Source organism: Vibrio sp. 99-8-1 (genome assembly GCF_013114595.1).
Taxonomy (GTDB): domain Bacteria; phylum Pseudomonadota; class Gammaproteobacteria; order Enterobacterales; family Vibrionaceae; genus Vibrio.
Window position 1 is genome coordinate 50,728 of record NZ_VTXE01000002.1, and the last position, 24,869, is coordinate 75,596.

20 protein-coding genes, 2 tRNA genes and 1 pseudogene are annotated in these 24,869 nt (G+C 42.8%); 18 read left to right on the forward strand and 5 right to left on the reverse strand.

Annotated features, from left to right (window positions below; genetic code table 11):
* Positions 1-4: 4 nt before the first annotated feature.
* Positions 5-1,078, reverse strand: coding sequence for a porin (locus F0227_RS01075; RefSeq protein ID WP_171751310.1), 1,074 nt, complete (start codon positions 1,076-1,078; stop codon positions 5-7).
* Between the two features lie 496 nt (positions 1,079-1,574).
* Between F0227_RS01075 and greA the strand changes: the two genes are divergently transcribed.
* Positions 1,575-2,048, forward strand: coding sequence for a transcription elongation factor GreA (gene greA, locus F0227_RS01080; RefSeq protein WP_171751311.1), 474 nt, complete (start codon positions 1,575-1,577; stop codon positions 2,046-2,048).
* 68 nt (positions 2,049-2,116) lie between these two features.
* Here the strand turns inward: greA and yhbY are convergent, their stop codons facing one another.
* Complete coding sequence (gene yhbY / locus F0227_RS01085) at positions 2,117-2,413, reverse strand: ribosome assembly RNA-binding protein YhbY (RefSeq protein ID WP_171751312.1); 297 nt, start codon at positions 2,411-2,413, stop codon at positions 2,117-2,119.
* Between the two features lie 174 nt (positions 2,414-2,587).
* Here yhbY and rlmE point away from each other — a divergent pair.
* The 17 genes and pseudogenes from rlmE to F0227_RS01170 all read left to right on the forward strand — a co-directional run bounded on the left by rlmE (position 2,588) and on the right by F0227_RS01170 (position 20,590).
* A pseudogene (rlmE, locus tag F0227_RS01090) lies at positions 2,588-3,219 on the forward strand (23S rRNA (uridine(2552)-2'-O)-methyltransferase RlmE).
* Between the two features lie 76 nt (positions 3,220-3,295).
* Positions 3,296-5,287 carry an ATP-dependent zinc metalloprotease FtsH gene (ftsH, locus tag F0227_RS01095; RefSeq protein ID WP_171751313.1) on the forward strand — a complete coding sequence of 664 codons (1,992 nt, stop codon included), beginning with the start codon at positions 3,296-3,298 and terminating at the stop codon, positions 5,285-5,287.
* Positions 5,288-5,343: 56 nt separating this feature from the next.
* The gene (folP, locus tag F0227_RS01100; protein ID WP_171751451.1) at positions 5,344-6,177 is read left to right on the forward strand and encodes a dihydropteroate synthase; all 834 of its coding nucleotides are present in this window, start codon (positions 5,344-5,346) and stop codon (positions 6,175-6,177) included.
* Between the two features lie 13 nt (positions 6,178-6,190).
* Entirely contained in the window at positions 6,191-7,528 is a 1,338-nt protein-coding gene (glmM, locus tag F0227_RS01105) for a phosphoglucosamine mutase (protein WP_171751314.1), read from the forward strand.
* A gap of 254 nt (positions 7,529-7,782) precedes the next feature.
* Positions 7,783-8,121: a preprotein translocase subunit SecG gene (gene secG / locus F0227_RS01110; protein WP_171751315.1), complete on the forward strand. Its 339-nt coding sequence runs from the start codon at positions 7,783-7,785 to the stop codon at positions 8,119-8,121.
* Between the two features lie 16 nt (positions 8,122-8,137).
* Positions 8,138-8,222 (forward strand) — tRNA-Leu (locus F0227_RS01115).
* Positions 8,223-8,308: 86 nt separating this feature from the next.
* Positions 8,309-8,385, forward strand: a tRNA-Met gene (locus F0227_RS01120).
* A 236-nt stretch (positions 8,386-8,621) separates the two neighbouring features.
* On the forward strand, positions 8,622-9,077 hold the full coding sequence (rimP, locus tag F0227_RS01125; protein WP_171751316.1) for a ribosome maturation factor RimP: 456 nt from the start codon (positions 8,622-8,624) through the stop codon (positions 9,075-9,077).
* 37 nt (positions 9,078-9,114) lie between these two features.
* Positions 9,115-10,602, forward strand: a complete 1,488-nt coding sequence (gene nusA / locus F0227_RS01130; RefSeq protein ID WP_171751317.1) for a transcription termination factor NusA — start codon at positions 9,115-9,117, stop codon at positions 10,600-10,602.
* Between the two features lie 21 nt (positions 10,603-10,623).
* Positions 10,624-13,311 (forward strand): translation initiation factor IF-2, encoded by a 2,688-nt coding sequence (gene infB / locus F0227_RS01135; protein ID WP_171751318.1) that lies wholly within the window; start codon positions 10,624-10,626, stop codon positions 13,309-13,311.
* A gap of 108 nt (positions 13,312-13,419) precedes the next feature.
* Positions 13,420-13,815, forward strand: a complete 396-nt coding sequence (gene rbfA, locus F0227_RS01140; RefSeq protein WP_171751319.1) for a 30S ribosome-binding factor RbfA — start codon at positions 13,420-13,422, stop codon at positions 13,813-13,815.
* On the forward strand, positions 13,815-14,771 hold the full coding sequence (gene truB / locus F0227_RS01145; RefSeq protein WP_171751320.1) for a tRNA pseudouridine(55) synthase TruB: 957 nt from the start codon (positions 13,815-13,817) through the stop codon (positions 14,769-14,771). Before rbfA ends, truB begins: the two co-directional genes overlap by 1 nt.
* 108 nt (positions 14,772-14,879) lie before the next feature.
* Positions 14,880-15,149, forward strand: coding sequence for a 30S ribosomal protein S15 (rpsO, locus tag F0227_RS01150; protein WP_171751321.1), 270 nt, complete (start codon positions 14,880-14,882; stop codon positions 15,147-15,149).
* A 375-nt stretch (positions 15,150-15,524) separates the two neighbouring features.
* Entirely contained in the window at positions 15,525-17,651 is a 2,127-nt protein-coding gene (gene pnp / locus F0227_RS01155; RefSeq protein ID WP_171751322.1) for a polyribonucleotide nucleotidyltransferase, read from the forward strand.
* A gap of 92 nt (positions 17,652-17,743) precedes the next feature.
* Positions 17,744-18,640, forward strand: a complete 897-nt coding sequence (gene nlpI / locus F0227_RS01160; protein WP_171751323.1) for a lipoprotein NlpI — start codon at positions 17,744-17,746, stop codon at positions 18,638-18,640.
* Between the two features lie 114 nt (positions 18,641-18,754).
* The gene (locus F0227_RS01165; protein ID WP_171751324.1) at positions 18,755-19,168 is read left to right on the forward strand and encodes a MarR family transcriptional regulator; all 414 of its coding nucleotides are present in this window, start codon (positions 18,755-18,757) and stop codon (positions 19,166-19,168) included.
* A gap of 72 nt (positions 19,169-19,240) precedes the next feature.
* Positions 19,241-20,590, forward strand: coding sequence for an MATE family efflux transporter (locus F0227_RS01170; protein WP_171751325.1), 1,350 nt, complete (start codon positions 19,241-19,243; stop codon positions 20,588-20,590).
* A 68-nt stretch (positions 20,591-20,658) separates the two neighbouring features.
* Here the strand turns inward: F0227_RS01170 and F0227_RS01175 are convergent, their stop codons facing one another.
* The 3 genes from F0227_RS01175 to F0227_RS01185 all read right to left on the reverse strand — a co-directional run bounded on the left by F0227_RS01175 (position 20,659) and on the right by F0227_RS01185 (position 24,739).
* On the reverse strand, positions 20,659-21,531 hold the full coding sequence (locus F0227_RS01175) for a U32 family peptidase (RefSeq protein ID WP_171751326.1): 873 nt from the start codon (positions 21,529-21,531) through the stop codon (positions 20,659-20,661).
* Positions 21,532-21,554: 23 nt separating this feature from the next.
* Positions 21,555-22,568, reverse strand: a complete 1,014-nt coding sequence (locus F0227_RS01180; RefSeq protein WP_171751327.1) for a peptidase U32 family protein — start codon at positions 22,566-22,568, stop codon at positions 21,555-21,557.
* 134 nt (positions 22,569-22,702) lie between these two features.
* The gene (locus F0227_RS01185; protein WP_171751328.1) at positions 22,703-24,739 is read right to left on the reverse strand and encodes a bifunctional diguanylate cyclase/phosphodiesterase; all 2,037 of its coding nucleotides are present in this window, start codon (positions 24,737-24,739) and stop codon (positions 22,703-22,705) included.
* Positions 24,740-24,869 lie beyond the last annotated feature (130 nt).

Here is a 24,869-nt window from a genome sequence, read left to right on the forward strand (position 1 = left end):
ATAATTAGAAGTCGTAACGTAGACCTAGAGCCATTTCGTTCTCTGCTGCAATTTCACCAATCGCTGATGAAGCTACAACGTCATCTTTATCCATTAGGTTAAAGTTGTAAGAAGCGTATGCACGGAAGTTAGGCTTGAAGTAGTATGTTGCATCTACAGCAATGTTATCTGCAGTTGTGTAACCATCAGTTTCTGCTGTGTTATACGTTGAGGTAAATACCCACTGGTTAAGGTTGTAGGCAACGGCTGCTTCAACACCACGATAATCTTGAATACCCGAGAAGTGATCGTTTAGGCCACTAGTGTTGTTGTACTGATCGCTATCAAAGTCTTTTTCACCGTCAGTAAAGTTACCAGCAATATAGAAGCCGCCAATACGGTATGATGCTGCTAGCATATACTCATTGCTCTTATCTTGCTCAGCATAACCACCACCTAGTTTTACACCACTGTCGCCAATAGAGTAAATGGCAGATAGTGAGTAGCCATCCGCTGCATTTTCAGTGAACTCGCCTGAAGGATCATTGTCAATGCGGTCTGCGAAGCGGTAGCTTGCTTTTAGGTCGAAATCGCTAAATTGGCCTTTATAGGTCAGCATATTGTCAGCACGGTCTGCTGCGTTGATTTTGTCTGCTGCAGAGTTACCGTGGTAAGCCATGATATCGGTAAAGTCAGTGATAACACCTAGTGCACCATCGTTTTTACCGTAAGTAAGTTCACCATAAGTACCACCAATACCTGCGTACGCATAACGGTTTGTTAGCGAGTCGCTGCTACTGTCAGTTGCACCGCCGTTGTCGGCAGTTGTGAATTCACCTTCGTAGAAACCAACACCATATAGGCCGTCAGTAATCTGTGTCTTACCCAAGAAATTTAGACGAACGCGAGAGTTATCTGCAGCTTTGCCATCTTTTAAAGACATGCGAGCTTCAGCACGACCACCGATTTCCAACGAGTTTCCATTTGAGCTGTAAACTGTTGTACCTTCGATGCTTCCATCTTGTTTGCCGTCAGAAGCATTTGCTCCAGTAGCAACTACTGCTGCTGATACTGCTAAAGCTAAAAATGTTTTTTTCATTGTGTTATTCCTAATCTACTGTGACTTACTGTTGTTATTCACGATTATTGAAAAATGCGAAAATTAATTTCGTGTAAATACTTATTGCTTCGAAATCGAATGGAACAGCATTTTTCCGGTAACCACTTTGTACCGTTAAAGTTCCTAATCTCGTTAGTAAAATGATATAAAAGGCGTTATCGAACATTGTTTTTTATGTTTTTTATATTAATTAACTTACTGAAATATAAAGATTTGAATGCTTTTCTATCTGAGGGGTGAAAATAGAGAAATTTAGTTTTTTTTAGATGATTAATGTGGCGAAAATATTTGCTTTATGCTGATTAAAATGAGGATTGAGAGATTTTTGTGATACAAAACGTGATTAATGATGACCAAGCTCGAATCTTTGTTTACACTAGACTAAATTATTACCCATTCTATCTTCCCGACTCAGCAACGCCCTGAGCGGGTTTATTTTGTCCAAAGTAAATATTGGATGTAGAGGTTTTTTACAATGGAAAAAGTCCCAATGACTGTTCGTGGCGAAAAAAAGCTACGAGATGAACTTGATGTGTTACTAAAGCGTCGTCCGCTTATTTCTGAAGCGATTGCTGAAGCGAGAGAGCTTGGTGATCTAAAAGAAAATGCGGAATATCATGCGGCTCGTGAAGAGCAAGGTATCTGTGAAGCACAAATTCGTGATATCGAATATAAGCTATCTGTTGCTCAGGTAATTGATGTTACTAAGATGGATAACAGTGGCAAAATTATATTTGGTACTACTGTTACTTTGATTGATCTGGATACCGATGCTGAATCGACTTACCAAATTGTTGGTGATGATGAAGCAGAAATTAAAGCGGGTCGTATTTCGGTAAGTTCGCCTATTGCCCGTGGATTAATTGGTAAGATGGAAGGGGATGAAGTTGCTATTTCAACTCCTGGCGGTGACAAAGATTACGAAATCGACAAGGTTGAGTATATCTAAGCAAATGTCAGATTATCACAATAAAAAAAGACCACGAAAGTGGTCTTTTTTTATTGTTAGACATCCTGCTATTTTCTAGGGATCTCGATTTTACGCTGTTCCGACTGACGGTATAGAACCAGTACTTTACCAATGGTTTGTACTTTTTCTGCGCCAGTTTCACGAACAATCGCATCAATAATAAGTAGTTTCGTTTCTCTATCTTCAGAGGCAACTTTTATTTTGATTAACTCGTGGTGGTCAAGAGCAATTTCAATTTCCGCTAGTACAGCTTCTGTTAGTCCGTTAGCGCCCATTAGCACGACAGGTTTCAGGTTGTGTGCTAGGCCTTTAAGATGCTGTTTTTGTTTGGTGCTTAGTTTCATTACGCGGCCAATTATATTTAAGTAGATGGAAGTTATTATCTTTTACTATAATAAAATTTAAAAGATATACAGTTTCTAGGGTTGAAAAACTCTATTTTAACGCCATCTAATCACGAAGACTATATTTTCTACCATACTTTATTTGATGAGCTATCATCATCTACTAAGATGAGAATGAGTAAACAGATACATTCTGCAAGTTCAGGGCGCTGGCTTAAAGAGCATTTCGGTGATAAATATGTCAGCGAAGCTAAGAGAAAAGGCTGTCGATCTCGCGTAATTTTTAAAGTTGCATGAGTTGTTTGCAGAAAGATAAACGTCTTAAACCGGATATGTCGGTTGTTGACTTGGGAGCGGCTCTAGCAGAGTGTTCACAATACGCAGCCCTGATAGTCGGTGACGAAGGTCAAGTTATTGTGTGTGATTTTTACCCCATAGACTCAATTGCTGGGGTGAGTTTCCAGCAAGGTGACTTTCGTGAAGATGCTGTGTTAGAAGCTTTGTTAGAAACAACTCAACCCGATAGTGGTTGATATTGTTATCTCTGATAAGGCACCTAAGATGGCAGGGGAATTGTCGGTAAATCAACCAAGCGCTATATATTTAGTCGAACTTGCGTTGGATATGTGTCGACAAGTTCTAGCTAGCGATGTTAGTTTTGTGGTTGAGGTATTCCAAGGTGAAGGCTTTGATCAATACGTTAAGATGTACGCGAGCTATGTAAAGTCGTGAAAATTTGAAAGCCGGATTCATCCAGAGCACGTTCTAAAGAAGTTTATATCGTTGCAAAGGGTTATAAAGGTTAACACTACACTGTAGCTACAGTGAAAAAACTGTAGTACTCTACTTTTAATTACAATTAGTTATCGAGGGGCTGACACCTTGAGTGACATGGCAAAAAATTTAATTCTGTGGCTGGTAATCGCTGTTGTCTTGATGTCGGTGTTCCAGAGTTTTGGACCTGGAGAAAGTAACGGCAGAACAGTCGATTACACCACATTTGTACAAGAAGTTGGTCAAGGCCAAATTCGTGAAGCGCAATTCAACGATAAGGAAATCGTATTCTATCGTCGTGATAACTCACGCTACGTAACGTATATGCCTTTCTATGACGTGAAGCTGCTTGATGATCTGATCAATAAAAACGTAAAAGTTCAAGGTTCACCACCTGAAGAGCAAAGTTTATTAGGAACGATATTTATCTCTTGGTTCCCAATGATTCTGCTTATTGGCGTATGGATATTCTTTATGCGTCAAATGCAAGGCGGTGGCGGAAAAGGCGCGATGTCTTTTGGTAAGAGCAAAGCTCGCATGATGAGCGAAGAGCAGATCAAAACAACCTTTGCTGATGTGGCGGGTTGTGATGAAGCCAAAGAAGACGTAAAAGAACTAGTAGATTACTTACGTGACCCAAGCCGATTCCAAAAGCTGGGAGGCAAAATACCGACTGGTGTTTTGATGGTTGGTCCTCCGGGTACAGGTAAAACCTTGCTTGCTAAAGCAATTGCAGGTGAAGCAAAAGTACCGTTCTTTACTATTTCCGGTTCTGATTTTGTTGAAATGTTCGTTGGTGTTGGTGCATCTCGTGTGCGTGACATGTTCGAACAAGCGAAAAAAGCCGCGCCATGTATCATCTTTATTGATGAAATTGATGCCGTAGGTCGCCAACGTGGTGCTGGTGTTGGTGGTGGTCATGATGAGCGTGAGCAAACTCTAAACCAGATGCTAGTAGAAATGGATGGCTTTGAAGGTAATGAAGGTATTATCGTTATTGCAGCAACCAACCGTCCTGACGTACTTGACCCAGCTCTACTTCGCCCAGGTCGTTTTGACCGTCAAGTAGTGGTTGGTTTACCGGATGTTCGTGGTCGTGAGCAGATTCTAAAAGTACATATGCGCAAAGTGCCTCTATCTGGTGATGTTGAACCATCATTGATTGCACGTGGTACACCGGGGTTCTCAGGTGCTGATCTAGCAAACCTAGTGAACGAAGCAGCACTGTTTGCTGCACGTGGTAACAAGCGTAATGTATCTATGGTTGAGTTTGAACTTGCTAAAGATAAAATCATGATGGGTGCAGAGCGTCGTTCCATGGTTATGTCTGAAGACACCAAAGAGTCAACTGCATACCATGAAGCTGGGCACGCGATTGTTGGTCGTTTAGTACCAGAACATGACCCTGTATATAAAGTATCTATTATTCCTCGCGGACGTGCATTAGGTGTCACTATGTACTTACCTGAGCAAGATAGAATCAGTATGTCTCGTCAGCATCTGGAATCAATGATTTCCAGCTTGTATGGTGGCCGTTTGGCAGAAGAGATCATCTATGGTGCAGATAAAGTATCTACTGGTGCCTCTAATGATATCGAAAGAGCCACAGATATCGCTCGTAAAATGGTGACTCAGTGGGGCTTCTCTGAGAAGCTTGGTCCGCTTCTTTATGCTGAAGAAGAGGGAGAGGTATTCTTAGGGCGTAGTGTTACTCAAACTAAACATATGTCTGATGATACTGCCAAGCTAATTGATGATGAAATTCGTACGCTAATCGATCGAAACTACAATCGAGCCAAAGAAATTCTTGAGAGTAATATGGACATTATGCATTCCATGAAAGATGCATTGATGAGATATGAAACCATTGATGCTGGTCAGATTGATGACTTGATGGAGCGTAAAGAAGAGATTCGTGAACCTCAGGGTTGGAGCGCAGATGCAGAAGCTAAAGTCGAAAAGGCGAAAGCAGAAGCAAAAGAAGCGATGCAGAAACCTGAAAAACAAGAAGCCAAAGCAGAAACTGAGCAAGAAGAGAAAACTGCTACTGTGAAAACAGAAGAGAAAGCAGAGAGCGATTCTAAAGACAGCGATGCTTAAAGCAATAACTAGATAAGAATAAGACCTCGGCTATGCTGGGGTCTTTTTGTATGCTTATGATAATAAAATCGAAAAATAGAGCGCTTAAACTGGATAAGCCTCAAGTAATGGCCATCTTAAACGTGACGCCAGATTCGTTTTCCGATGGTGGACAGTTTAATAGCGTAGAGCGGGCTGTTGCCCAAGCAGGACGGATGGTTGAAGCTGGTGTCAGCATTATTGATATCGGTGGTGAATCTACTCGTCCCGGAGCTCCTGCTGTCTCTCTTGAACAAGAGCTGAATCGAACGATTGCTGTTATTGGTGCTATTAGAGAAAAGTACGATATCTGGATCTCCATAGATACCAGCAAAGCGGAGGTGATGCGACAGGCAATAGAAGCAGGAGCCGATATGGTTAATGACGTTCGTGCCTTGTCTCAACCGGAAGCATTAGATGTGGTCGCGCATTATCAAGTACCTGCATGCATCATGCACATGCAAGGAGAGCCTGATACCATGCAAAATAATCCCAGCTATAGCAACTTAATTAGCGACGTTAAAGCGTTCTTGCAACAGAGGATTGAAGCGTGTATGGACGCTGGCATTGAGCGTCAACAATTGATTCTTGATCCCGGTTTTGGCTTTGGCAAAACCCTCGAAGACAACTATCAGTTGCTAAATAGCTTTGATAGCTTCGAGACATTTGGTTTGCCTTTGTTGGCAGGGATGTCACGAAAATCAATGCTCTTCAATGTTCTTAACAAGAAACCAGCAGAATGCATGGCAGGCAGTATTGCTTGTGCTACTATCGCTGCAATAAAAGGTGCTCATATTATACGAGTGCATGATTTTGAACAGACAATTGATGCAATGAAAGTTGTAGATATGACGTTAAAGAATAAGAAATAGATAGGAAATAGTTATGTCGAAAAGACGTTATTTTGGTACCGATGGTGTTCGCGGTAAAGTTGGTCAGTATCCTATTACTCCTGATTTTGTGCTGAAATTAGGCTGGGCGGCAGGTCGAGTACTTGCTAAGCAAGGCACACGACAAGTGATTATAGGTAAAGATCCTCGAATCTCTGGTTATATGCTGGAATCGGCATTAGAAGCGGGTCTTGCCGCTGCAGGCTTAAAAGCAACATTAACAGGACCAATGCCAACACCTGCCATTGCTTACTTAACCCAAACTTTTCGTGCTGAAGCGGGTATTGTTATTTCTGCCTCGCATAACCCTTACTATGACAACGGCATCAAATTCTTTTCATCCGAAGGGACAAAATTACCCGACGACGTTGAACTGGCTATAGAAGCTGAATTAGACAAAGAGTTAGTCTGTGTTGACTCTTCCGAGCTAGGTAAAGCGTCTCGTATGGAAGATGCTGCCGGCCGTTATATTGAGTTTTGTAAAAGTACGTTCCCTAAAAATCTAAATCTAGCTAAATTGAAAATAGTGGTTGATTGCGCCAATGGTGCCACTTACCACATTGCACCTGCGGTTTTTAAAGAATTAGGTGCAGACATCATTGCTATGGGTGTAGAACCAAATGGCACCAACATTAACGCAGGTGTTGGTGCAACTGATGTTAAAGCTCTTCAACAGCGAGTTGTTCAAGAGCAAGGGGATCTCGGTTTAGCATTTGATGGTGATGGTGACCGAATCATAATGGTTGATGCCGAAGGCAACGTGATTGACGGTGACCAAATAGCATACATTATTGCCCGGGATGCTCTTCGTAGAGGGGAACTTAAAGGTGGTGTTGTTGGCACACTAATGACTAATCTGGGTATGGAAAATGGTCTGAAACAGTTAGGCATTCCATTTGTTCGTGCCGCGGTTGGCGACCGTTATGTTATGGAACTACTGAAAGAGAAAGATTGGTTGATTGGTGCCGAAAACTCAGGCCATGTCATCTTACTGGATAAAGTGACCACAGGTGATGCGATCGTCGCAGCATTGCAAGTACTGGCATCGGTAGTTGGCAGCGATATGAGCCTTAAAGAGTTGGCGGAAGGTATGACACTTTATCCACAAGTGTTGGAGAATGTGCGCTTTGCAGGAAGCTCGAACCCTATTGACTCTGATTTAGTAAAAGCTGCTGTAGAGAAAGTAGAAGCGGAGCTGGGTAGTAAAGGCCGTGTGTTATTACGTAAGTCGGGCACGGAGCCTCTTATTCGAGTAATGGTTGAAGGGGAAGACGCTCAACTAGTACAACAATCTGCTCTTGATATCGCCGATGCGGTTAAAGCCTGCTGCTAAACCAGTGTTACACAAGCATATTATTGAGGTGTAGTGCCTCTCTATTTTGAGTGAATACCGTGTCACCAAAGCAATAAAACTGGCTTTTGTTGCTTTAGTGACCGATTAGACGAAATCTTATCGATTTTGCTTTTTTTTACTTGTCAGTATCGAGGCATTCCTATAGTATTGCTCGGCCTTCGATACTGGAGGAAGCTTGTTTTTTCAGTGAAACTGAAATCTCGAGCAAAACGATTAGAAACATAGGTGGAAAAATGACAACCATTCTACTTGTGATTTACCTGTTAGCAGCCGCCGGTTTAATTGGCTTAGTGTTGATTCAACAAGGTAAAGGCGCAGACATGGGAGCTTCATTCGGAGCTGGTGCTTCAAACACAGTGTTTGGCGCTGGTGGCTCAGGTAACTTTTTAACCCGAATGACCGCAATTTGTGCAACAGTATTCTTTGCTGTAGCTTTAGTTTTCGGTAATTTAGCAACACATAAAACCGAATCTGTATGGGTTGATCCTACTCAAGGTGAAGTCGTTCAGGAACAAGTTACAGAAGTACCGAGTGAAATTCCTGCAGAAAAAGGCAGTGAAATTCCTCAGTAAGCGTACCGCTTAAAATGCCGAGATGGTGAAATTGGTAGACACGCTAGCATGAGGTGCTAGTGCCTTAGGGTGTGAGGGTTCAAGTCCCTCTCTCGGCACCATTAAATTATATTGACAAAAAACGTGTTTATAATTTGATGGTAACTTGTAAATCAATCTGTTGAGCGTATAATGCTCGGCAGTCGGACGCGGGGTGGAGCAGCTTGGTAGCTCGTCGGGCTCATAACCCGAAGGTCGTCGGTTCAAATCCGGCCCCCGCAACCATTACTCACTGAGTCTGATTTTCAAGTAATCATAGCTAATGTAGATTTACAGAGTCGCATTAACTATGAGCTAAGTAGATTTGATAAAGCTACTTGGTGTATCAGGGTCCAGCAATAAAAAACCCCGACTATCGGGGTTTTTTATTATCTAATTTTCTGTTTTTGCAGTTTATTAGGTATTTTTGCTTGGAATTTAGATTGGGCTCTGAGCCCTTTTTTTGTTTCTGGAGTGGTTAAATGACTGGTTTAGAAAGACAATTAACTGAAATGCTGACATCACCTGTTGAAGCATCAGGATATGAGTTAGTTGGATTAGAGTTTATTCGCGCAGGCGAACACTCAACACTACGTGTATACATAGATAGTGAGAATGGGATTAATGTTGATGATTGTGCAGAAGTAAGTCATCAGGTAAGTGCTGTTCTTGATGTTGAAGATCCCATCTCTGTTGCATACAACTTGGAAGTTTCTTCACCAGGTCTGGAACGACCACTTTTTAAAACTGAACACTATCAACAATTTATTGGTCACGAGGTCAGTGTTGTTCTGAAGATGGCTATGGGTAACCGCCGTAAATGGAAAGGTGTTATCCAATCAACTGATGGTGACACCATCGTTATTGCTGTGGAAGGACAAGATGAAGAATTTGCTTTGAGCAATATTTCAAAAGCCAACCTGATCCCTAAATTTTAGTTCTCCTAGAGAGAAGAACTAGTAAGAGGCTAGATTAATGAACAGAGAAATTTTAGCGGTAGTTGAAGCCGTTTCTAACGAGAAAGCTGTTCCTCGTGAGCGAATTTTTGAAGCGTTAGAAATTGCACTAGCGACTGCGACTAAGAAAAAACACGAAATGGAAATCGAAGTTCGTGTAGAAATCGATCGTAAAACAGGTAATTTTGATACTTTTCGCCGCTGGATGGCTGTTGAAGAAGTAGAAAATCCAACAAAAGAGATTTCTATTGAAGCGGCTAAGTATGAAGACGAAACTCTTGAAGTTGGTGATTACGTTGAAGATGACATTGAGTCAGTAACTTTTGACCGCATTACAACACAAACGGCTAAGCAAGTTATTGTACAAAAAGTTCGTGAAGCTGAGCGTGCTCAGATAGTGGAACAATTTATCGATAACGAAGGTGAGCTGGTTACGGGTGCAGTTAAAAAAGTGACTCGTGAATCCATCATTCTTGACCTAGGTAACAATGCAGAAGCTGTGATCATGCGTGATGATCAACTTCCGCGTGAAAACTTCCGTCCAGGTGACCGTATTCGTGGTCTGTTGTATGCCGTTCGCCCTGAAGCGCGTGGTTTCCAACTATTTATTACTCGCTCTAAGCCTGAAATGCTGACTGAGCTCTTCCGTATCGAAGTGCCAGAAATTGCAGAAGAGCTGATTGAGCTTAAAGGCGCAGCACGTGATCCAGGCTCTAGAGCTAAAATCGCAGTGAAAACGAACGACCGTCGTATTGACCCAGTGGGTGCATGTGTTGGTATGCGTGGCGCACGTGTTCAAGCTGTATCAGGCGAACTTGGTGGCGAGCGTATTGATATCGTGCTTTGGGACGATAACCCAGCACAGTTTGTTATCAATGCAATGGCTCCAGCGGATGTTGCATCTATCATCGTAGATGAAGACACCAACTCAATGGATATCGCTGTTGAAGCCGATAACCTAGCACAAGCGATTGGCCGTAGTGGTCAGAATGTTCGTCTTGCTTCTCAACTTACCGGTTGGGAACTGAATGTTATGACGGTTGAAGACCTAGCTAAGAAGCACCAAGAAGAGTCTGTCGCCTCTATTGAGAACTTCATGAAGTATCTTGATATCGAGCAAGATTTTGCTGAGCTTTTGGTTGAAGAAGGTTTCTCTACTCTAGAAGAAGTTGCCTACGTTCCAGTAAGCGAGTTACTAGAAGTTGATGGCTTGAACGAAGAGATCGTTGAAGAATTGCGTGGCCGTGCGAAAGACGCACTAACCACACTTGCCTTAGCGCAAGAGGAGTCATTTGAAGGCCTTGAGCCTGCGGAAGATCTACTAGCACTAGAAGGTCTTGAGCGCGAAATGGCATATAAGTTAGCAGCCAAAGGGGTTGTTACACTAGAAGATTTAGCAGACCAAGGTATTGATGACCTAGAAGGTATTGATGACTTATCAGATGAGAGAGCGGGCGAGTTAATTATGGCTGCGCGTAATATCTGTTGGTTTGGTGACGAAGAATAATTTCAGCAAGGAGGTAGCGTAATGACGCAACTTACAGTTAAAGCACTGAGTGATGAAATCGGAACGCCGGTGGAGCGCTTATTAGAACAACTTGCTGATGCTGGGATGAAAAAGACCAGCAAAGACAATGTTACAGATGAAGAAAAGCAACATCTTCTCGCTCATCTTAAAAAAGAGCATGGCGATACGACTGGCGAAGCTCAGCCTACTCGTCTGACACTACAGCGTAAAACTCGCAGCACATTAAGTGTTGCAGCGAGCGGCGGTAAGAGTAAGAATGTACAAGTCGAAGTGCGCAAAAAACGTACATACGTAAAACGTAGCGCCGTTGACGAAGAAGCCAAGCGTGAAGCTGAAAAACGCGAAGCAGAAGAGGCAGCAAAACGTGAAGCGGAAGCAGCAGCAAAACGTGAAGCTGAAGAAAAAGCAAAACGTGATGCAGAAGCAAAACGTCAAGCTGAAGAAAAAGCCAAGCGTGAAGCAGCTGATAAAGCAAAACGTGAAGCTCAAGCAAAAGCAGAGCCAATGACAGATCCTAAAGAAAAAGCGAAACAAGATGAAGCTAAGCGTGAAGCGGATGCTCTTCAACGTCGCCAAGAAGAAGAAGCGAAACGAAAAGCGGAAGAAGAAGCAGCTAAGCTTGTTGAAGAAGCTCGTAAGTTAGCGGAAGAGAACCAAGAACGCTGGTCAGAAGAAGAGAAGAAGAAGAAAGAACGTGAAGAGTCTTCAGATTATCACGTAACCACTTCTACTTATGCGCGTGAAGCGGAAGATGAAGCGGATGCAAAAGCATCGGCGGGTCGTCGCAAGCGTAAAAAGAAAGCGGCTGGTGCAGACAAAGCTGAAAACAACCAAGCTCGCGGTGGTCGAAACCAACGTGGTAAAGGTCGTAAAGGTAAGCTAGCGAAACCAACTTCTATGCAGCACGGTTTTGATAAGTCAGCAACAGTGGCTAAGCAAGATGTTGTGATCGGTGAAACTATCGTTGTTTCTGAACTGGCGAATAAGATGTCAGTTAAAGGAACCGAAGTCATCAAGACCATGATGAAAATGGGCGCTATGGCGACTATTAATCAGGTTATTGACCAAGAAACAGCACAGCTTATTGCTGAAGAAATGGGACACCGTGTTGTTCTACGTAAAGAGAATGAGCTAGAAGAAGCGGTACTGTCTGATCGTGATGACACAGCAGATGCAGTGCCTCGCGCTCCAGTTGTTACTATCATGGGTCACGTTGACCATGGTAAAACATCAACACTTGATTATATCCGTAAAGCACACGTTGCTTCGGGTGAAGCGGGTGGTATTACTCAGCATATCGGTGCTTATCACGTTGAAACTGACAACGGCATGATCACTTTCCTAGATACTCCGGGACACGCCGCGTTTACCGCTATGCGTGCTCGTGGTGCTCAAGCTACCGATATCGTTGTTCTTGTTGTTGCTGCAGATGATGGCGTAATGCCACAAACAATTGAAGCAATCCAGCACGCCAAAGCTGCTGAAGTGCCTCTAATTGTTGCTGTAAACAAGATTGACAAAGAGGGTGCTAACCCTGACAACGTTAAGAATGAGCTTGCTCAATATGACGTTATTCCTGAAGAGTGGGGCGGTGAGAACATGTTTGTTCACATCTCTGCTAAAGAAGGAACCAATGTTGAAGGGTTGCTAGAAACGATTCTTCTACAATCTGAAGTCCTAGAGCTTAAAGCGGTTGCTGATGGTATGGCGTCAGGTGTTGTTGTTGAGTCTCGTCTTGATAAAGGCCGTGGTCCAGTAGCAACGGTTCTTGTTCAGTCTGGTACTTTGAACAAAGGTGACATCTTACTATGTGGTCAAGAGTATGGCCGTGTTCGTGCAATGCGCGATGAAAATGGTAAAGAGATCACTCAAGCTGGCCCATCTATCCCTGTAGAAATCATCGGTCTATCTGGTGTTCCTTCTTCTGGTGATGAAGCGACAGTTGTTCGTGATGAGCGTAAAGCACGTGAAGTAGCGAACTACCGTCAAGGTAAATTCCGTGAAGTGAAACTTGCTCGTCAACAGAAAGCGAAACTTGAAAACATGTTCTCTAACATGGAAGCGGGTGAAGTTGCTGAGTTGAACGTAGTATTGAAAGCTGACGTACAGGGTTCTGTTGAAGCGATTACTGACTCTCTACACAAACTATCAACTGAAGAAGTGAAAGTAAGTGTGGTTGGTTCAGGTGTTGGTGGTATTACAGAAACTGATGCTGTACTAGCGGCGGCATCTAATGCAATCATCCTTGGCTTCAACGTTCGTGCTGATGCTTCAGCTCGCCGCACTATTGAAGCGGAAAACTTAGATTTACGTTACTACTCCATCATCTACCAATTGATTGATGAAGTGAAACAAGCCATGGGCGGTATGCTTGCGCCAGAATTCAGACAAGAAATCATTGGTCTTGCTGAAGTGCGTGACGTATTTAAGTCACCTAAACTGGGTGCAATCGCAGGTTGTATGGTTACTGAAGGTCTAATTAAGCGCAACAACCCAATTCGTGTTCTTCGTGAAAACGTCGTTATCTACGAAGGTGAGTTGGAATCATTACGTCGCTTTAAAGATGATGTTCAGGAAGTTAAGAACGGTTACGAATGTGGTATCGGCGTGAAGAACTACAACGATGTTCGTGTTGGTGACCAGATTGAAGTATTTGAAGTGGTTGAAATTAAGCGTACGCTTGATTAATCAACATAACTGACATTATCTGCTACACATCTTGTGTATCGGTAATAGGTTGTTAAATACACCATGGGGGGCATAGCGCCCCCCATTCTTTCTATAATGAGAAAAGAAATGTCAAAAGAATTTAGTCGCACACAACGTGTGTCGCAACAGCTACAAAAAGAACTCGCGTTGATTTTGCAACGTGAAGTAAGAGACTCTCGCATTGGTATGGTTACCATTTCAGATGTGGAAGTTTCTCGAGATCTTGCTTACGCAAAAGTATTTGTTACCTTCCTGTGTGTTGGTGAGCAGACTCCAGAGAAAAGCCTTGAAGCGTTAAAAGAGCATGAAACCCATATTCGAATGATTTTGGGTAAGCGTATTCGTCTGCGTTTAACACCAGAGGTTCGCTTTACTTACGATAATACACTTGTTGAAGGTATGCGTATGTCTAACCTTGTAAGTGAAGTGATCAGTGATGATAAGCGTAGAGCGAAAGATTCTGGTCGAGAGGACGAAGAGTAATGGGTCGCAGAGGTCGTCGTAAAGGTCGCCCTGTTGATGGGGTTATTCTTCTAGATAAGCCTACGGGCATAACATCTAATGATGCACTGCAAAAAGTAAAGCGTATCTACTTTGCAGAGAAAGCGGGCCATACCGGCGCGCTTGATCCTCTTGCTACCGGTATGCTTCCTCTCTGCTTTGGTGAAGCGACAAAGTTCTCTCAGTTTCTACTTGATTCCGATAAACGTTATCGGGTTATCGCTAAGCTGGGTGAGCGTACCAACACTTCTGATTCGGATGGTGAAGTGGTGGAAACTCGTGAAGTAAAAGTGGATCGAGGCCAACTCGAACGCTGTATCGCTAAATTCCGCGGTGAAACGGATCAAATTCCTTCTATGTACTCTGCTCTCAAATATCAGGGTAAGCCCCTGTATGAGTATGCAAGGGAAGGTATAGAGGTTCCTCGTGAGTCTCGTAAAATTACCGTTCACAGTATTGAGCTGGTCCGTTTCGAAGGCAGTGAAGTTGAAATGGATGTCCATTGTTCTAAAGGGACCTATATCCGAACTATCGTTGATGACCTTGGTGAAATGCTGGGCTGTGGTGCTCATGTAATTTATCTACGTCGTACTGGTGTGTCTAATTATCCCTATGAAAAAATGGTGACATTAGAGCAACTAGAAGCTTTGCTAGAAAAAGCACGAGAAGAAGATATTGCTCCAAGAGAGCTGCTGGACCCATTACTTATGCCAATGGATTCTGCGGTACAAGATCTGCCTGAAGTTAACCTCATAGCTGAACTGACGGATATGATCCAGCATGGACAGCCCGTTCAGGTGTTTGGTGCGCCTTTAGATGGTGTTGTTAGAATGACTAGCGGTGAAGAGAAGACCTTTATCGGCATCGGTGAAATTGATGACGATGGTAGAGTGGCTCCTAAGCGCTTAGTTGTTTTTCGAGATCAAGAGCAGGAGTAAATCCTGCTTGCATTTTATCGGTGAACCCCTTAGAATGCGCGCTCCTCGTGTCGGCTGAATCAGAGATTGGCGGCACAGTGTTAAACTAACTCTTATTAGGAGAGATTTATGTCTCTGAATGCAGAAACAAAATCAGCTATTGTAGCAGAATATGCACAAGGCGAAGGCGACACAGGTTCACCAGAAGTTCAAGTAGCTCTACTTACAGCTTCTATTAACCACCTACAAGGTCACTTTGCAAACCATAAACAAGATCACCACAGCCGTCGCGGTCTTTTACGTATGGTTTCTCGTCGTCGTAAGCTTCTAGATTACCTTAAAGGTAAAAACCTAGAGCGTTACCAAGACCTAATCAAACGTCTAGGCCTACGTCGCTAAGATAAGTTTGTTGAAGAAGGGAGCTTTTTAGCTCCCTTTTTTTATTATTTATTGCTTAATAATTTGGATGATTACTTATCTAGATTGGTATTAAGTTGGCTTAAGCTAACCCCTTTAAGTTACTTGGGTATACCGTTTAAGTAGTTTATACTATGCAACGTCAATTTTGACCTAAGTAGGTTGAAATGACGCTATCAGAAATTCTTAGTAATACTGTCACAGATGTCGGCCACTTGGTCGCGACTATTACAAATCTATTTAGCAATATTCACTTTAGCTTGAATAGAGTCGATTTGTACTAGTCGCGATGAGTATTGCTTTGAGTTATTAACTCATAATCGAAGCTAATAAATAGCTTTGAAATAAGGAAATATAATGTTCGCGAATCCAGTCGTTAAAACATTTAAGTACGGTAACCACACCGTTACTATCGAAACAGGCGTAATTGCACGTCAAGCTACTGCAGCAGTTATGGTTACTATGGACGATACCGCAGTATTCGTATCGGTTGTAGGTAAAAAAGAAGCGGTAGAAGGTCAAGACTTCTTCCCTCTTACCGTTAACTACCAAGAGCGCACTTATGCAGCAGGTAAAATCCCAGGTGGTTTCTTCAAGCGTGAAGGTCGTCCTTCTGAAGGTGAAACACTAACGGCTCGTCTAATCGACCGCCCAATTCGCCCGCTTTTCCCTGATTCGTTCAAAAACGAAGTACAAGTTATTGCCACAGTAATGTCTGTAAACCCAGATGTTCAACCAGATATGGTAACAATGATCGGTACTTCAGCTGCTCTTGCAATCTCAGGTATTCCGTTTAACGGTCCTATCGGTGCTGCACGTGTAGGTCACATCGATGGTCAGCTTGTTCTTAACCCAAGCAACACTGAACTTGAAACATCTAAGCTTGATCTTGTTGTTTCAGGTACTGAAGGTGCTGTTCTTATGGTTGAGTCTCAAGCAGACAACCTAACAGAAGAAGAGATGCTATCTGCGGTAGTATTTGGTCATGAACAACAACAAGTTGTTATCAATGCCATCAACGAATTCAAAGCTGAAGTTAATACTCCAGCATGGGATTGGGAAGCGCCAGCAGAGAACACAGTTTTAGTAAATAAGATTACTGAACTAGCAGAAGCTAAGCTTGTTGAAGCTTACCAAATCACTGAGAAGATGGCTCGTTACGACCGCATTCATGATATTGCTGCAGAAGTAAACGACGTTCTACTTGCTGAAGATCCAGAAGCAAACAAGAAAGAAATCCACACTATCTTCCACGATTTAGAGAAAACTGTTGTACGTCGCAGCATCATTGCTGGTAACCCACGTATCGATGGTCGTGAGAAAGATATGGTTCGTGCGTTAGACGTACGTACTGGTGTTCTTCCACGTACACACGGTTCATCTCTATTCACTCGTGGTGAAACTCAGGCTATCGTGACTGCTACTCTAGGTACGCAGCGTGATGCTCAAATCATTGATGAGCTAACAGGTGAGCGTAAAGATCACTTCCTACTGCACTACAACTTCCCTCCATACTGTGTAGGTGAAACAGGTTTTGTTGGTTCTCCAAAGCGTCGTGAAATCGGCCACGGTAAACTAGCTAAGCGCGGTATTGCAGCGGTAATGCCTTCTGTTGATGAGTTCCCATACACAGTACGTGTTGTATCGGAAATCACAGAATCTAACGGTTCTTCTTCAATGGCGTCTGTATGTGGTACTTCTCTTGCTCTTATGGATGCTGGTGTACCAATCAAAGCATCTGTTGCGGGTATCGCTATGGGTCTTGTTAAAGAAGGCGACGATTTTGTTGTTCTTTCTGACATCCTTGGCGATGAAGATCACCTAGGTGACATGGACTTTAAAGTAGCGGGTACTAATGACGGTATTACTGCACTTCAAATGGACATCAAGATCGAAGGTATCACTAAAGAGATCATGCAAATTGCTCTTAACCAAGCGCAAGGTGCACGTAAGCACATCCTATCTGTAATGGATGAAGCTATCTCTGGTGCTCGCGAAGATATTTCTGAGTTTGCTCCTCGTATTCATACTATGAAGATTAGCTCAGAGAAGATTAAAGACGTTATCGGTAAAGGTGGTGCAGTTATTCGTTCTCTGACTGAAGAGACTGGCACAACTATTGAAATCGAAGATGACGGCACGATCAAAATCGCCGCTACTGAAGGTGCAGCAGCACAAGAAGCTATTCGTCGTATTGAAGAGATCACTGCAGAAGTTGAAGTTGGTCGTATTTATACGGGTAAAGTAGCACGTCTTGCAGACTTTGGTGCATTCGTTACTATCCTACCGGGTAAAGATGGTTTGGTTCACATTTCTCAAATTGCTGATAAACGTATTGAGAAAGTGGCTGATCACTTGGAAATGGGTCAAGAAGTACAAGTTAAGGTACTAGAAATTGATCGCCAAGGCCGAGTACGTCTAAGTATGAAAGAAGCAGTAGAAAAACCAGCAGAAGAAGCGCCACAAGCACCTGAAGCTGAATAAGATTACTATTGCATCTGTAGCTAATTAGTTACAAAGCGTGTTATAAAGGGGAACAGAAATGTTGCCCTTTTTTTATGGGTCGAAGGAGATATATGTCAGTGAGATGGTTGAAATTCGTTGTGTTTGGTTTGTTAGTTGCTCTTTCAGGTTGTGCATCTATTAACAATCCGACAAGCAGTCAGTGGGTATATCCTCCGATGGCGGTTCCATTACAGGCAAGCATTCAGCAAGAAGTACAGATTGCTCGACTCACTCAACTTTTACAGCGTGAAGACTTATCTAATGATGTGAAAGCGAAAATGTTTTATGAGCGTGGTAGCTACTTTGATGCCGCAGGGTTAAGGGATCTTGCTCGATTGGACTTTAATCAGTCATTAAGTTTAAATCCAGCTCAACCTGATATTTTCAATATGTTAGGTGTTTACTTTACCCAAGTTGGCGAGTTTGATGCCGCCTATGAAGCGTTTGATTCGACATTAGAGTTAGACCCTGACAATCAGTATGCAGAGCGTAATAGAGCCATTGCTTTGTATTATGGTGGTCGTATCGACCTTGCCTTAGAAGAGATTCGCTCTCACTATAATGATGATCCGGGTGACCCATTTAGGGCACTTTGGCTTTATATCATTGAGAGAGAAAAATCTTCTGAAAAAGCCTTTGCCGATCTCAAGCTTCGTTATGATGACCGAAATGACGAATGGGGATGGGTATTGGTGGCAATTATGCTTAACGAAATTACTGAGCAGCAAACCTTTAAAGCGGTGCTTGATGGAACCAGAGACAACGTGATTCTTGCTCAGAGACTAACGGAAAGCTATTTTTACCTAGCGAAGCGTTACCAGTTTGATGGCTTGTATGCGGACTCTATCGCATTATATAAATTGGCATTGTCATTCAATGTCTACGAATATGTAGAGCATCGATACTCCTTCCTTGAGTTGGGACGTATATTTACCAAGGTTCGGGAAGAGCAGCTAGCGGCTGAATAATAGAAATAGCCGAAAGAGTAGAGTGAAGCGCTGGATATAATCCAGCGTTTTTTTTGTTGCGTGTTTTATTATTTCAGCTAAAATAGTTAGCCTTGCTAACTAAATGGATGCAAAATGAGTCTACAAGAGAGTTTAATTAAACTTGAACGGTTTATGTCGAAAGAGTGGCGTCTATTATCAAAAGTTGATGATCCTCTAGCGATGCTAAGTTTTAATGAGTTTGATTATTTAAAAGTGATTCAGTATGCCAATGAACCGATAAGAATTACTGACTTAGCGGAAGAGATGTTAGTGGCAAAACCATCTGCGTCAAATATGGTGGTAAGACTTGAAAAGAAAGGGCTGGTAAAGCGAATAGCTTGCCCTGAAGATGCTCGTGCTAAGCGTGTTATTTTGACTGAAAAAGCTCAGCGCGGTTTATTGCTGGAAGATGTTGTACATACAGAGATTACACGAAAACTGGAAGCGAAAGTGAGTAAAGAAGAGGTCGCAGAGTTTGTTGCCATCTTTAACAAAATGCTTAAGTAGAAATCACTGTACGCCATATCATGGCGAATATATCAATATAGTTAGCATTGCTAACAAAATGAGAGTAAAGCTATGTCTAAAACGATCACTAAACAGTTTCTAAAATATACGTTACCTACTGTTGCAGCAATGCTGGTGAATGGTTTGTATCAGGTCGTAGACGGGATTTTCATTGGCCAATATGTAGGGGCGGATGGATTGGCTGCGATAAATGTGGCGTGGCCAATTATTGGTGCTGTGTTGGGTATAGGGATGATGGTCGGTGTTGGCACAGGAGCGGTAGTGTCGATTAATCAAGGTGCAGGCAATAAAGATAAGGCGAAAAGTATACTCAGTACTGGTCTTATTTTTCTATTTTTACTGTTTCCTGTGCTCTCGCTGTTTTTGTGGCAGTACGCCGATAGTTTATTGTTAGCGCAAGGAGTTGAAGGGGAAGTATTCCAGCTCGCTAAGCAATATATCGACGTACTAATTGTCAGCAGCCTGTTTTCACTTGGCTCAATTGCGATCCCTTTTCTACTGCGAAATGATAATAGTCCAAACTTTGCCACCGTATTGATGATCATAGGGGCTGTCGTGAACATTGCTCTTGATTATCTGTTTATTGCCGTCATGGGCTGGGAGTTAGAGGGGGCCGCTATCGCGACCGCAATGGCACAGTTCGTGGTGACTTTAATGGGTGTGGGGTATTTCTTCTCCCGCTATGCCACAATGAAATTATCCCTTGCCACTCTTTCATTTCGAGTGAAGGAGTTACCTGAAATTTGCAGTATTGGTCTCTCAAGTTTCTTTATGTACCTTTACGGTTCAGCGATGGTAGCGGTTCACAACTGGATGTTTACTCAATTTGGTAATGTTGTGATGATCGGCGCTTATGCCATTATTGGCTATGTAGTGACCATTTACTACTTAACAGTAGAAGGGATCGCTAACGGTATGCAGCCATTAGTGAGCTTTAATCATGGTGGCAAAAATCGCGAGGCGGTAGCCAAACTGTTCAATTTAGCTGCGTGGAGCTCTGTTTTATTAGGTATTGCCTTTGTTCTTTTATTGAACATTTATCCAGAGCAAATTATCGCAGTGTTTAACTCTGAAGATGCAGAGTTGATGACACAGGCGACACTGGGTATTCGACTGCATATGTTTGCCCTGTTTTTGGATGGCTTTATTGTGGTTGCAGGGGCATATTACCAAGCGGTTGGTCAGAGCAAGAAAGCGATGTTTGTGACTATTGGGAATATGGCGGTACAGATACCTTTCCTATTCACCCTGCCGTATCTCTTTGGCTTGGTGGGCGTGTGGATTGCTTATCCGCTTTCGAATATTGCCCTAAGCATTGTGATTATCTGGATGATTAGACGGGAGTTTACTAACAGTAGCAGTGTCGAAAATGGGTACAGTAAGGTATCAGAAGTAAACTAAATTTGAGTAAAGGGATATTCGATACAATAAGCGTAAGTGAGCAAGGTGCCCACTTACGCGTTTTTATGCTATCTCACATCTAATCCAGCAAGTTGGTGCCAGTAACCGTTGCAGTGACGATTCTCTAACGCTTGTTTTTGTTTGCCATCTTCATTGGCTTTAAACTGATCAACCTTGCTAAAGGTATCCAAGCCTAGCGGACTTAAACGAACCACATCAACCAATCCTTTCATGCTGTCGAGGTCATTGATCAAGTTGTAACAGTAGCCAGATTGCGTCTGAATACCGTTCAAATTAAAGACCGATTGCCCCTCCTGGCTTGCTACTTGCAAACCCGTTGGGTATTTAATACAGCAAGTTTCACACTCATCTTTAGGTCGGTTCTCTGCTCGTGCAGTGAAACAGCGAGCGGAGTAGGCTAGGGGAAGATAGCCGTGACTGAACACTTCAATTTCAAACTTATCTCTGATATTGAGCGAATCGCATTCTGTGGCGACTTGCGTTAACCATTCGCGAGAAAGTTCTACCGGCATACACCAGCGAATCATTCCTTGTTTTACAAATAAGCGTAAGGTTTGTGCATTGTAGGCATTCACCGCAGGGCCAACAACGAAAGGGACTTTCTTCTCAGAAGCCAACTGTATCGCCGATACGTCGTTAGCTTCAATGGCAAACTCGCCATTGTCTATGTACTTTTTCATCGCACTGACTTCACTTGGCGCCTCAAGAAGTGCCATTGTAGAGAGGACCACTTGTTTTCCCGAAGCGGAAAGCTCTTTGGCGATATCGAACCACTGTTTAGGTTTGATCAATCTGCGTTTTGAACATACGGCTTCCCCTAAGTAAATTATGTCGGCACTGGAGTGTTGTGCTTGCTGATAGAAGTCTTCAACATCCTGTTTCGGCCAGAAATAGAGAAGCGGGCCTAGTGCGTATTTCATTTCATTTTCCATACTTAATTCCGTTACTGCCATTTACGGTGATACGCACCGAGTGTTGTCTGGGTCCCTTCTGATACGTTTGCCAGTGCGTTGTCCCACTGAGCTTTAACTTGATAGCTATCAGGGTTGGCTAAATAGTGATCGATGGCGGCTCGCCATGTTCTGGTGACCTGCTCTACGTAAGCCGGGCTTCGCTGTCTACCTTCAATTTTCACGGAAGCGACATTGGCAGCAAATAGTTCAGGCAACAAAGATAAGGTATTTAAACTCGTGGGTTCTTCTAGTGCATGAATGCGCTTGTCTTCTCCATCAACATGAAGATCAAAACGGCCTTTACACAGTGTTGGGTAGCCCGCATTTTCACCTGCTGAATAACGGTCAATTAATATGTCGTTTAGTCTCGACTCAAGTCCATCATCTGTCTCTTGCCAGCGAACGTATTTTGCCGGAGAACAGGCTCCAACCGTGTTGGGTGATTCTCCTGTCATGTAAGAAGAGAGGTAACACCGCCCTTCCGCCATAATGCATAGACTGCCAAAAGCAAACACTTCTAACTCTACATGGTCAGGAATGTTTCGCGACAGCTGTTTTACTTGATGGATGGAAAGCACTCTTGGCAGTACAACACGTTTAACGTTGAAATTCTGATAGTAGTAGTCAATGGCGGCAATATTGGTTGCAGATGCTTGAACGGACAAGTGCAGTTCTAAATCTGGGTACTTACTGGCTGCGTACTCAAGAATCGCAATATCGGCAACAATTAAAGCATCAACTCCCATTGATGCGGCATTATCAACCGCTTTTGTCCAGCGGTCAAAACCATCTGGATGAGCGAATGTATTTAAGGCAACGTGAAGTTTTCTGTTGTGATCGCGTATATATTCAACTGCGCGATCCAGTTTTTTTCCTGTGAAATTTAATCCGGCAAAATGACGCGCATTGGTATCATCCTTAAAACCGATATAGACAGCATCAGCACCACAATCTACTGCTGTTTTGAGGGCAGGCAAATTTCCCGCAGGACATAAAAGCTCCATAAACTCAAACCATGTTATTTAAAGTCGTTTAGTGTTGGCATTTTATTGAGGATTCGTAACGGAAAAGTTGATGTAAGGCAGGTTTGGTTGACTCTGCCTTAGGAAAATTGAATATGTGCTGGAAAAATCGTCAATTAGTTTTTATGTCGGCGGTTTTGTGCCAGTAATTCTTCGATTTCATGTTTAGGTTGTGGTCGATGAAAATGAAAACCCTGAATAGAATGGCAGTTCAAATTGGACAATAAGGTGGCTTGCTGGCGAGTCTCTACCCCTTCAGCGACAACAGAGAGATCCAAAGAGCGCCCTAAGTTTATGATATTTTCAATGACCGTCACCTGCTTTGGTAGCTTATCAATATCGTTGATAAAGGCTCTGTCGATTTTGAGCTCATCAATAGGGAATCTCGCCAAATAAGAGAGTGACGAGTAGCCCGTACCAAAGTCATCAATGGAGAGAGCAAAACCTAGTTTTTTGATGGCGTTTAGCATTTGTAGTGTGTGCTCACTATCACTCATCACCGCACTTTCGGTCAACTCAAAGGTGATGCAACTTGGGTCTAGCTCTGTGGTACGCAGTAGTTTTTCCATATAATCAATAAGCTTTGGATTACCAAACTGCTCTGGAGATAAATTAATGGCGACTCTACCGGGCAAAATACCTTGAATTTTCCAGCGTTTAACCGTGGTGAATACCTCCCGCATTACCGAGCGGCCTAAGTGCTCAATAAGCCCGGCTCTTTCTGCGACAGGGATAAACGCACCTGGACTAATATAGCCCTCAATCGGGTGCTTCCAGCGAACCAGCGCTTCTGCACCATTAATGCTGAAATCACGAGCATTAACTTTAGGTTGGTACCAAACTTCTAACCCATTCTGCTGCAAGGCTTTTTGTAACTCAATCTCTAGCCATAAGCGCATGCGAGCTTCTTTGTTCATTTGATCATGGTAATTAATTAATCGGTTACGACCACGATCTTTTGCTTCATACATGGCAGTATCAGCATTTTGTAGCAACACTCGCGCATCGTTACCATCTCTCGGATAACTGACAGCGCCAATAGAACAGGCTAACCGCTTGCTAAAGTGGTGAAGGTCAAACGGTTGATTAATTAAAGAGATGATTTTTTCCGATAAGGATTCTGCCGCTTTGTTGTGCTCTGGATTTGGCACGATCAGTCCAAACTCATCACCACCAAGGTGACCAAGAATCGCTTCTGCCGGTAGCAACCGTTGCAAGCGTGCTGAGACTTCTTTGATGACTTTATCACCAATATGATGACCAAGAGAGTCATTGATATTTTTGAAATTATCAATGTCTAGATACAACATGACCAAAGGGGTTTCGTTGTCGATAAAGTGCTCTAAACGTCGAGTGAAGCCAAATCGGTTATACAGTTTCGTTAAAGAGTCGTAATGAGAGTCGTGTTTATCGTCAGGAACGCCGCCAACCTCACTATCTGCATCTTCAATGATGATGATTTGTGACTGGTTACCTAGAACCGTAATTTTGTCTGCTCTCAGGGTTACTTTTCGTTCAACGCCACAACGAGCACCGGTTAAGCAGGTGATGATCTCTTTCTCTAAAATTGACGATAAAGAGCGAGCAAATACGGTCTTGGTTTTTTCATCAATAAATAATCGACTGATCTGTTCTCCAAGCAACTCTTCATTTTCGTTAAAACCGAGCAAACGAACGGCCATCGGATTAGCCGAAATAATCGTGTCATTTTCAATCAGTATGAGGCCATCAGGAAGCAGTTCAGATAAAACAGAAAACTTACTTTCAGACTCTTCTAAAGATTTGGCGATAATCTGTTTTTCGGAAGTGTCGATAGCATGAAAGGTTATCGATTCTACATTATCATCAATGATGATAGGGGAAACACTAAAATGCAGGCTGGTTTCGTGTTCATCGTCGTTTAAAATGATTTCTGCTTCGACATTTTCACCCTGAAGGGCTTTATCATAGAAAGGCTTTAGCGATTGATAAAATTTATCACCGAGCACTAAAGAGTCATTCATGCCAACTAGCTCGTTTTTAGACAGTCCCGCGATTTCACAATAACGCTGGTTAACGTTACTGTAGTTGTGTTGTTTGTCTAAAATGGCAAAGAGAAACGGACTGCTGTCAGTCAGTTTGGCAAACCATTGTTGTAACTGCGTTGTTGGCATTAAAATTCTACCGATTTCATACTAAATATGTTGCTTATTTTATAAACTATAGCCTGATAACTATAACCTTGATACATCAGATGTGAAAGCTATCAGTATTATAGCGATTCTTTTTTGATACATAACAGGA

Excerpts from the sequence above, each read along its gene's own strand:
- rpsO (WP_171751321.1), top strand. The coding sequence starts at position 14,880 with ATGTCTCTGAATGCAGAAACAAAATCAGCTATTGTAGCAGAATATGCA.
- F0227_RS01180 (WP_171751327.1), bottom strand. The coding sequence starts at position 22,568 with ATGGAGCTTTTATGTCCTGCGGGAAATTTGCCTGCCCTCAAAACAGCA.
- F0227_RS01075 (WP_171751310.1), bottom strand. The coding sequence starts at position 1,078 with ATGAAAAAAACATTTTTAGCTTTAGCAGTATCAGCAGCAGTAGTTGCT.
- F0227_RS01170 (WP_171751325.1), top strand. The coding sequence starts at position 19,241 with ATGTCTAAAACGATCACTAAACAGTTTCTAAAATATACGTTACCTACT.
- yhbY (WP_171751312.1), bottom strand. The coding sequence starts at position 2,413 with ATGAAACTAAGCACCAAACAAAAACAGCATCTTAAAGGCCTAGCACAC.
- greA (WP_171751311.1), top strand. The coding sequence starts at position 1,575 with ATGGAAAAAGTCCCAATGACTGTTCGTGGCGAAAAAAAGCTACGAGAT.
- infB (WP_171751318.1), top strand. The coding sequence starts at position 10,624 with ATGACGCAACTTACAGTTAAAGCACTGAGTGATGAAATCGGAACGCCG.
- folP (WP_171751451.1), top strand. The coding sequence starts at position 5,344 with ATGATAATAAAATCGAAAAATAGAGCGCTTAAACTGGATAAGCCTCAA.
- F0227_RS01185 (WP_171751328.1), bottom strand. The coding sequence starts at position 24,739 with ATGCCAACAACGCAGTTACAACAATGGTTTGCCAAACTGACTGACAGC.
- F0227_RS01165 (WP_171751324.1), top strand. The coding sequence starts at position 18,755 with ATGAGTCTACAAGAGAGTTTAATTAAACTTGAACGGTTTATGTCGAAA.
- secG (WP_171751315.1), top strand. The coding sequence starts at position 7,783 with ATGACAACCATTCTACTTGTGATTTACCTGTTAGCAGCCGCCGGTTTA.
- nusA (WP_171751317.1), top strand. The coding sequence starts at position 9,115 with ATGAACAGAGAAATTTTAGCGGTAGTTGAAGCCGTTTCTAACGAGAAA.
- truB (WP_171751320.1), top strand. The coding sequence starts at position 13,815 with ATGGGTCGCAGAGGTCGTCGTAAAGGTCGCCCTGTTGATGGGGTTATT.
- nlpI (WP_171751323.1), top strand. The coding sequence starts at position 17,744 with ATGTCAGTGAGATGGTTGAAATTCGTTGTGTTTGGTTTGTTAGTTGCT.
- glmM (WP_171751314.1), top strand. The coding sequence starts at position 6,191 with ATGTCGAAAAGACGTTATTTTGGTACCGATGGTGTTCGCGGTAAAGTT.
- F0227_RS01175 (WP_171751326.1), bottom strand. The coding sequence starts at position 21,531 with ATGAAATACGCACTAGGCCCGCTTCTCTATTTCTGGCCGAAACAGGAT.
- rbfA (WP_171751319.1), top strand. The coding sequence starts at position 13,420 with ATGTCAAAAGAATTTAGTCGCACACAACGTGTGTCGCAACAGCTACAA.
- rimP (WP_171751316.1), top strand. The coding sequence starts at position 8,622 with ATGACTGGTTTAGAAAGACAATTAACTGAAATGCTGACATCACCTGTT.
- pnp (WP_171751322.1), top strand. The coding sequence starts at position 15,525 with ATGTTCGCGAATCCAGTCGTTAAAACATTTAAGTACGGTAACCACACC.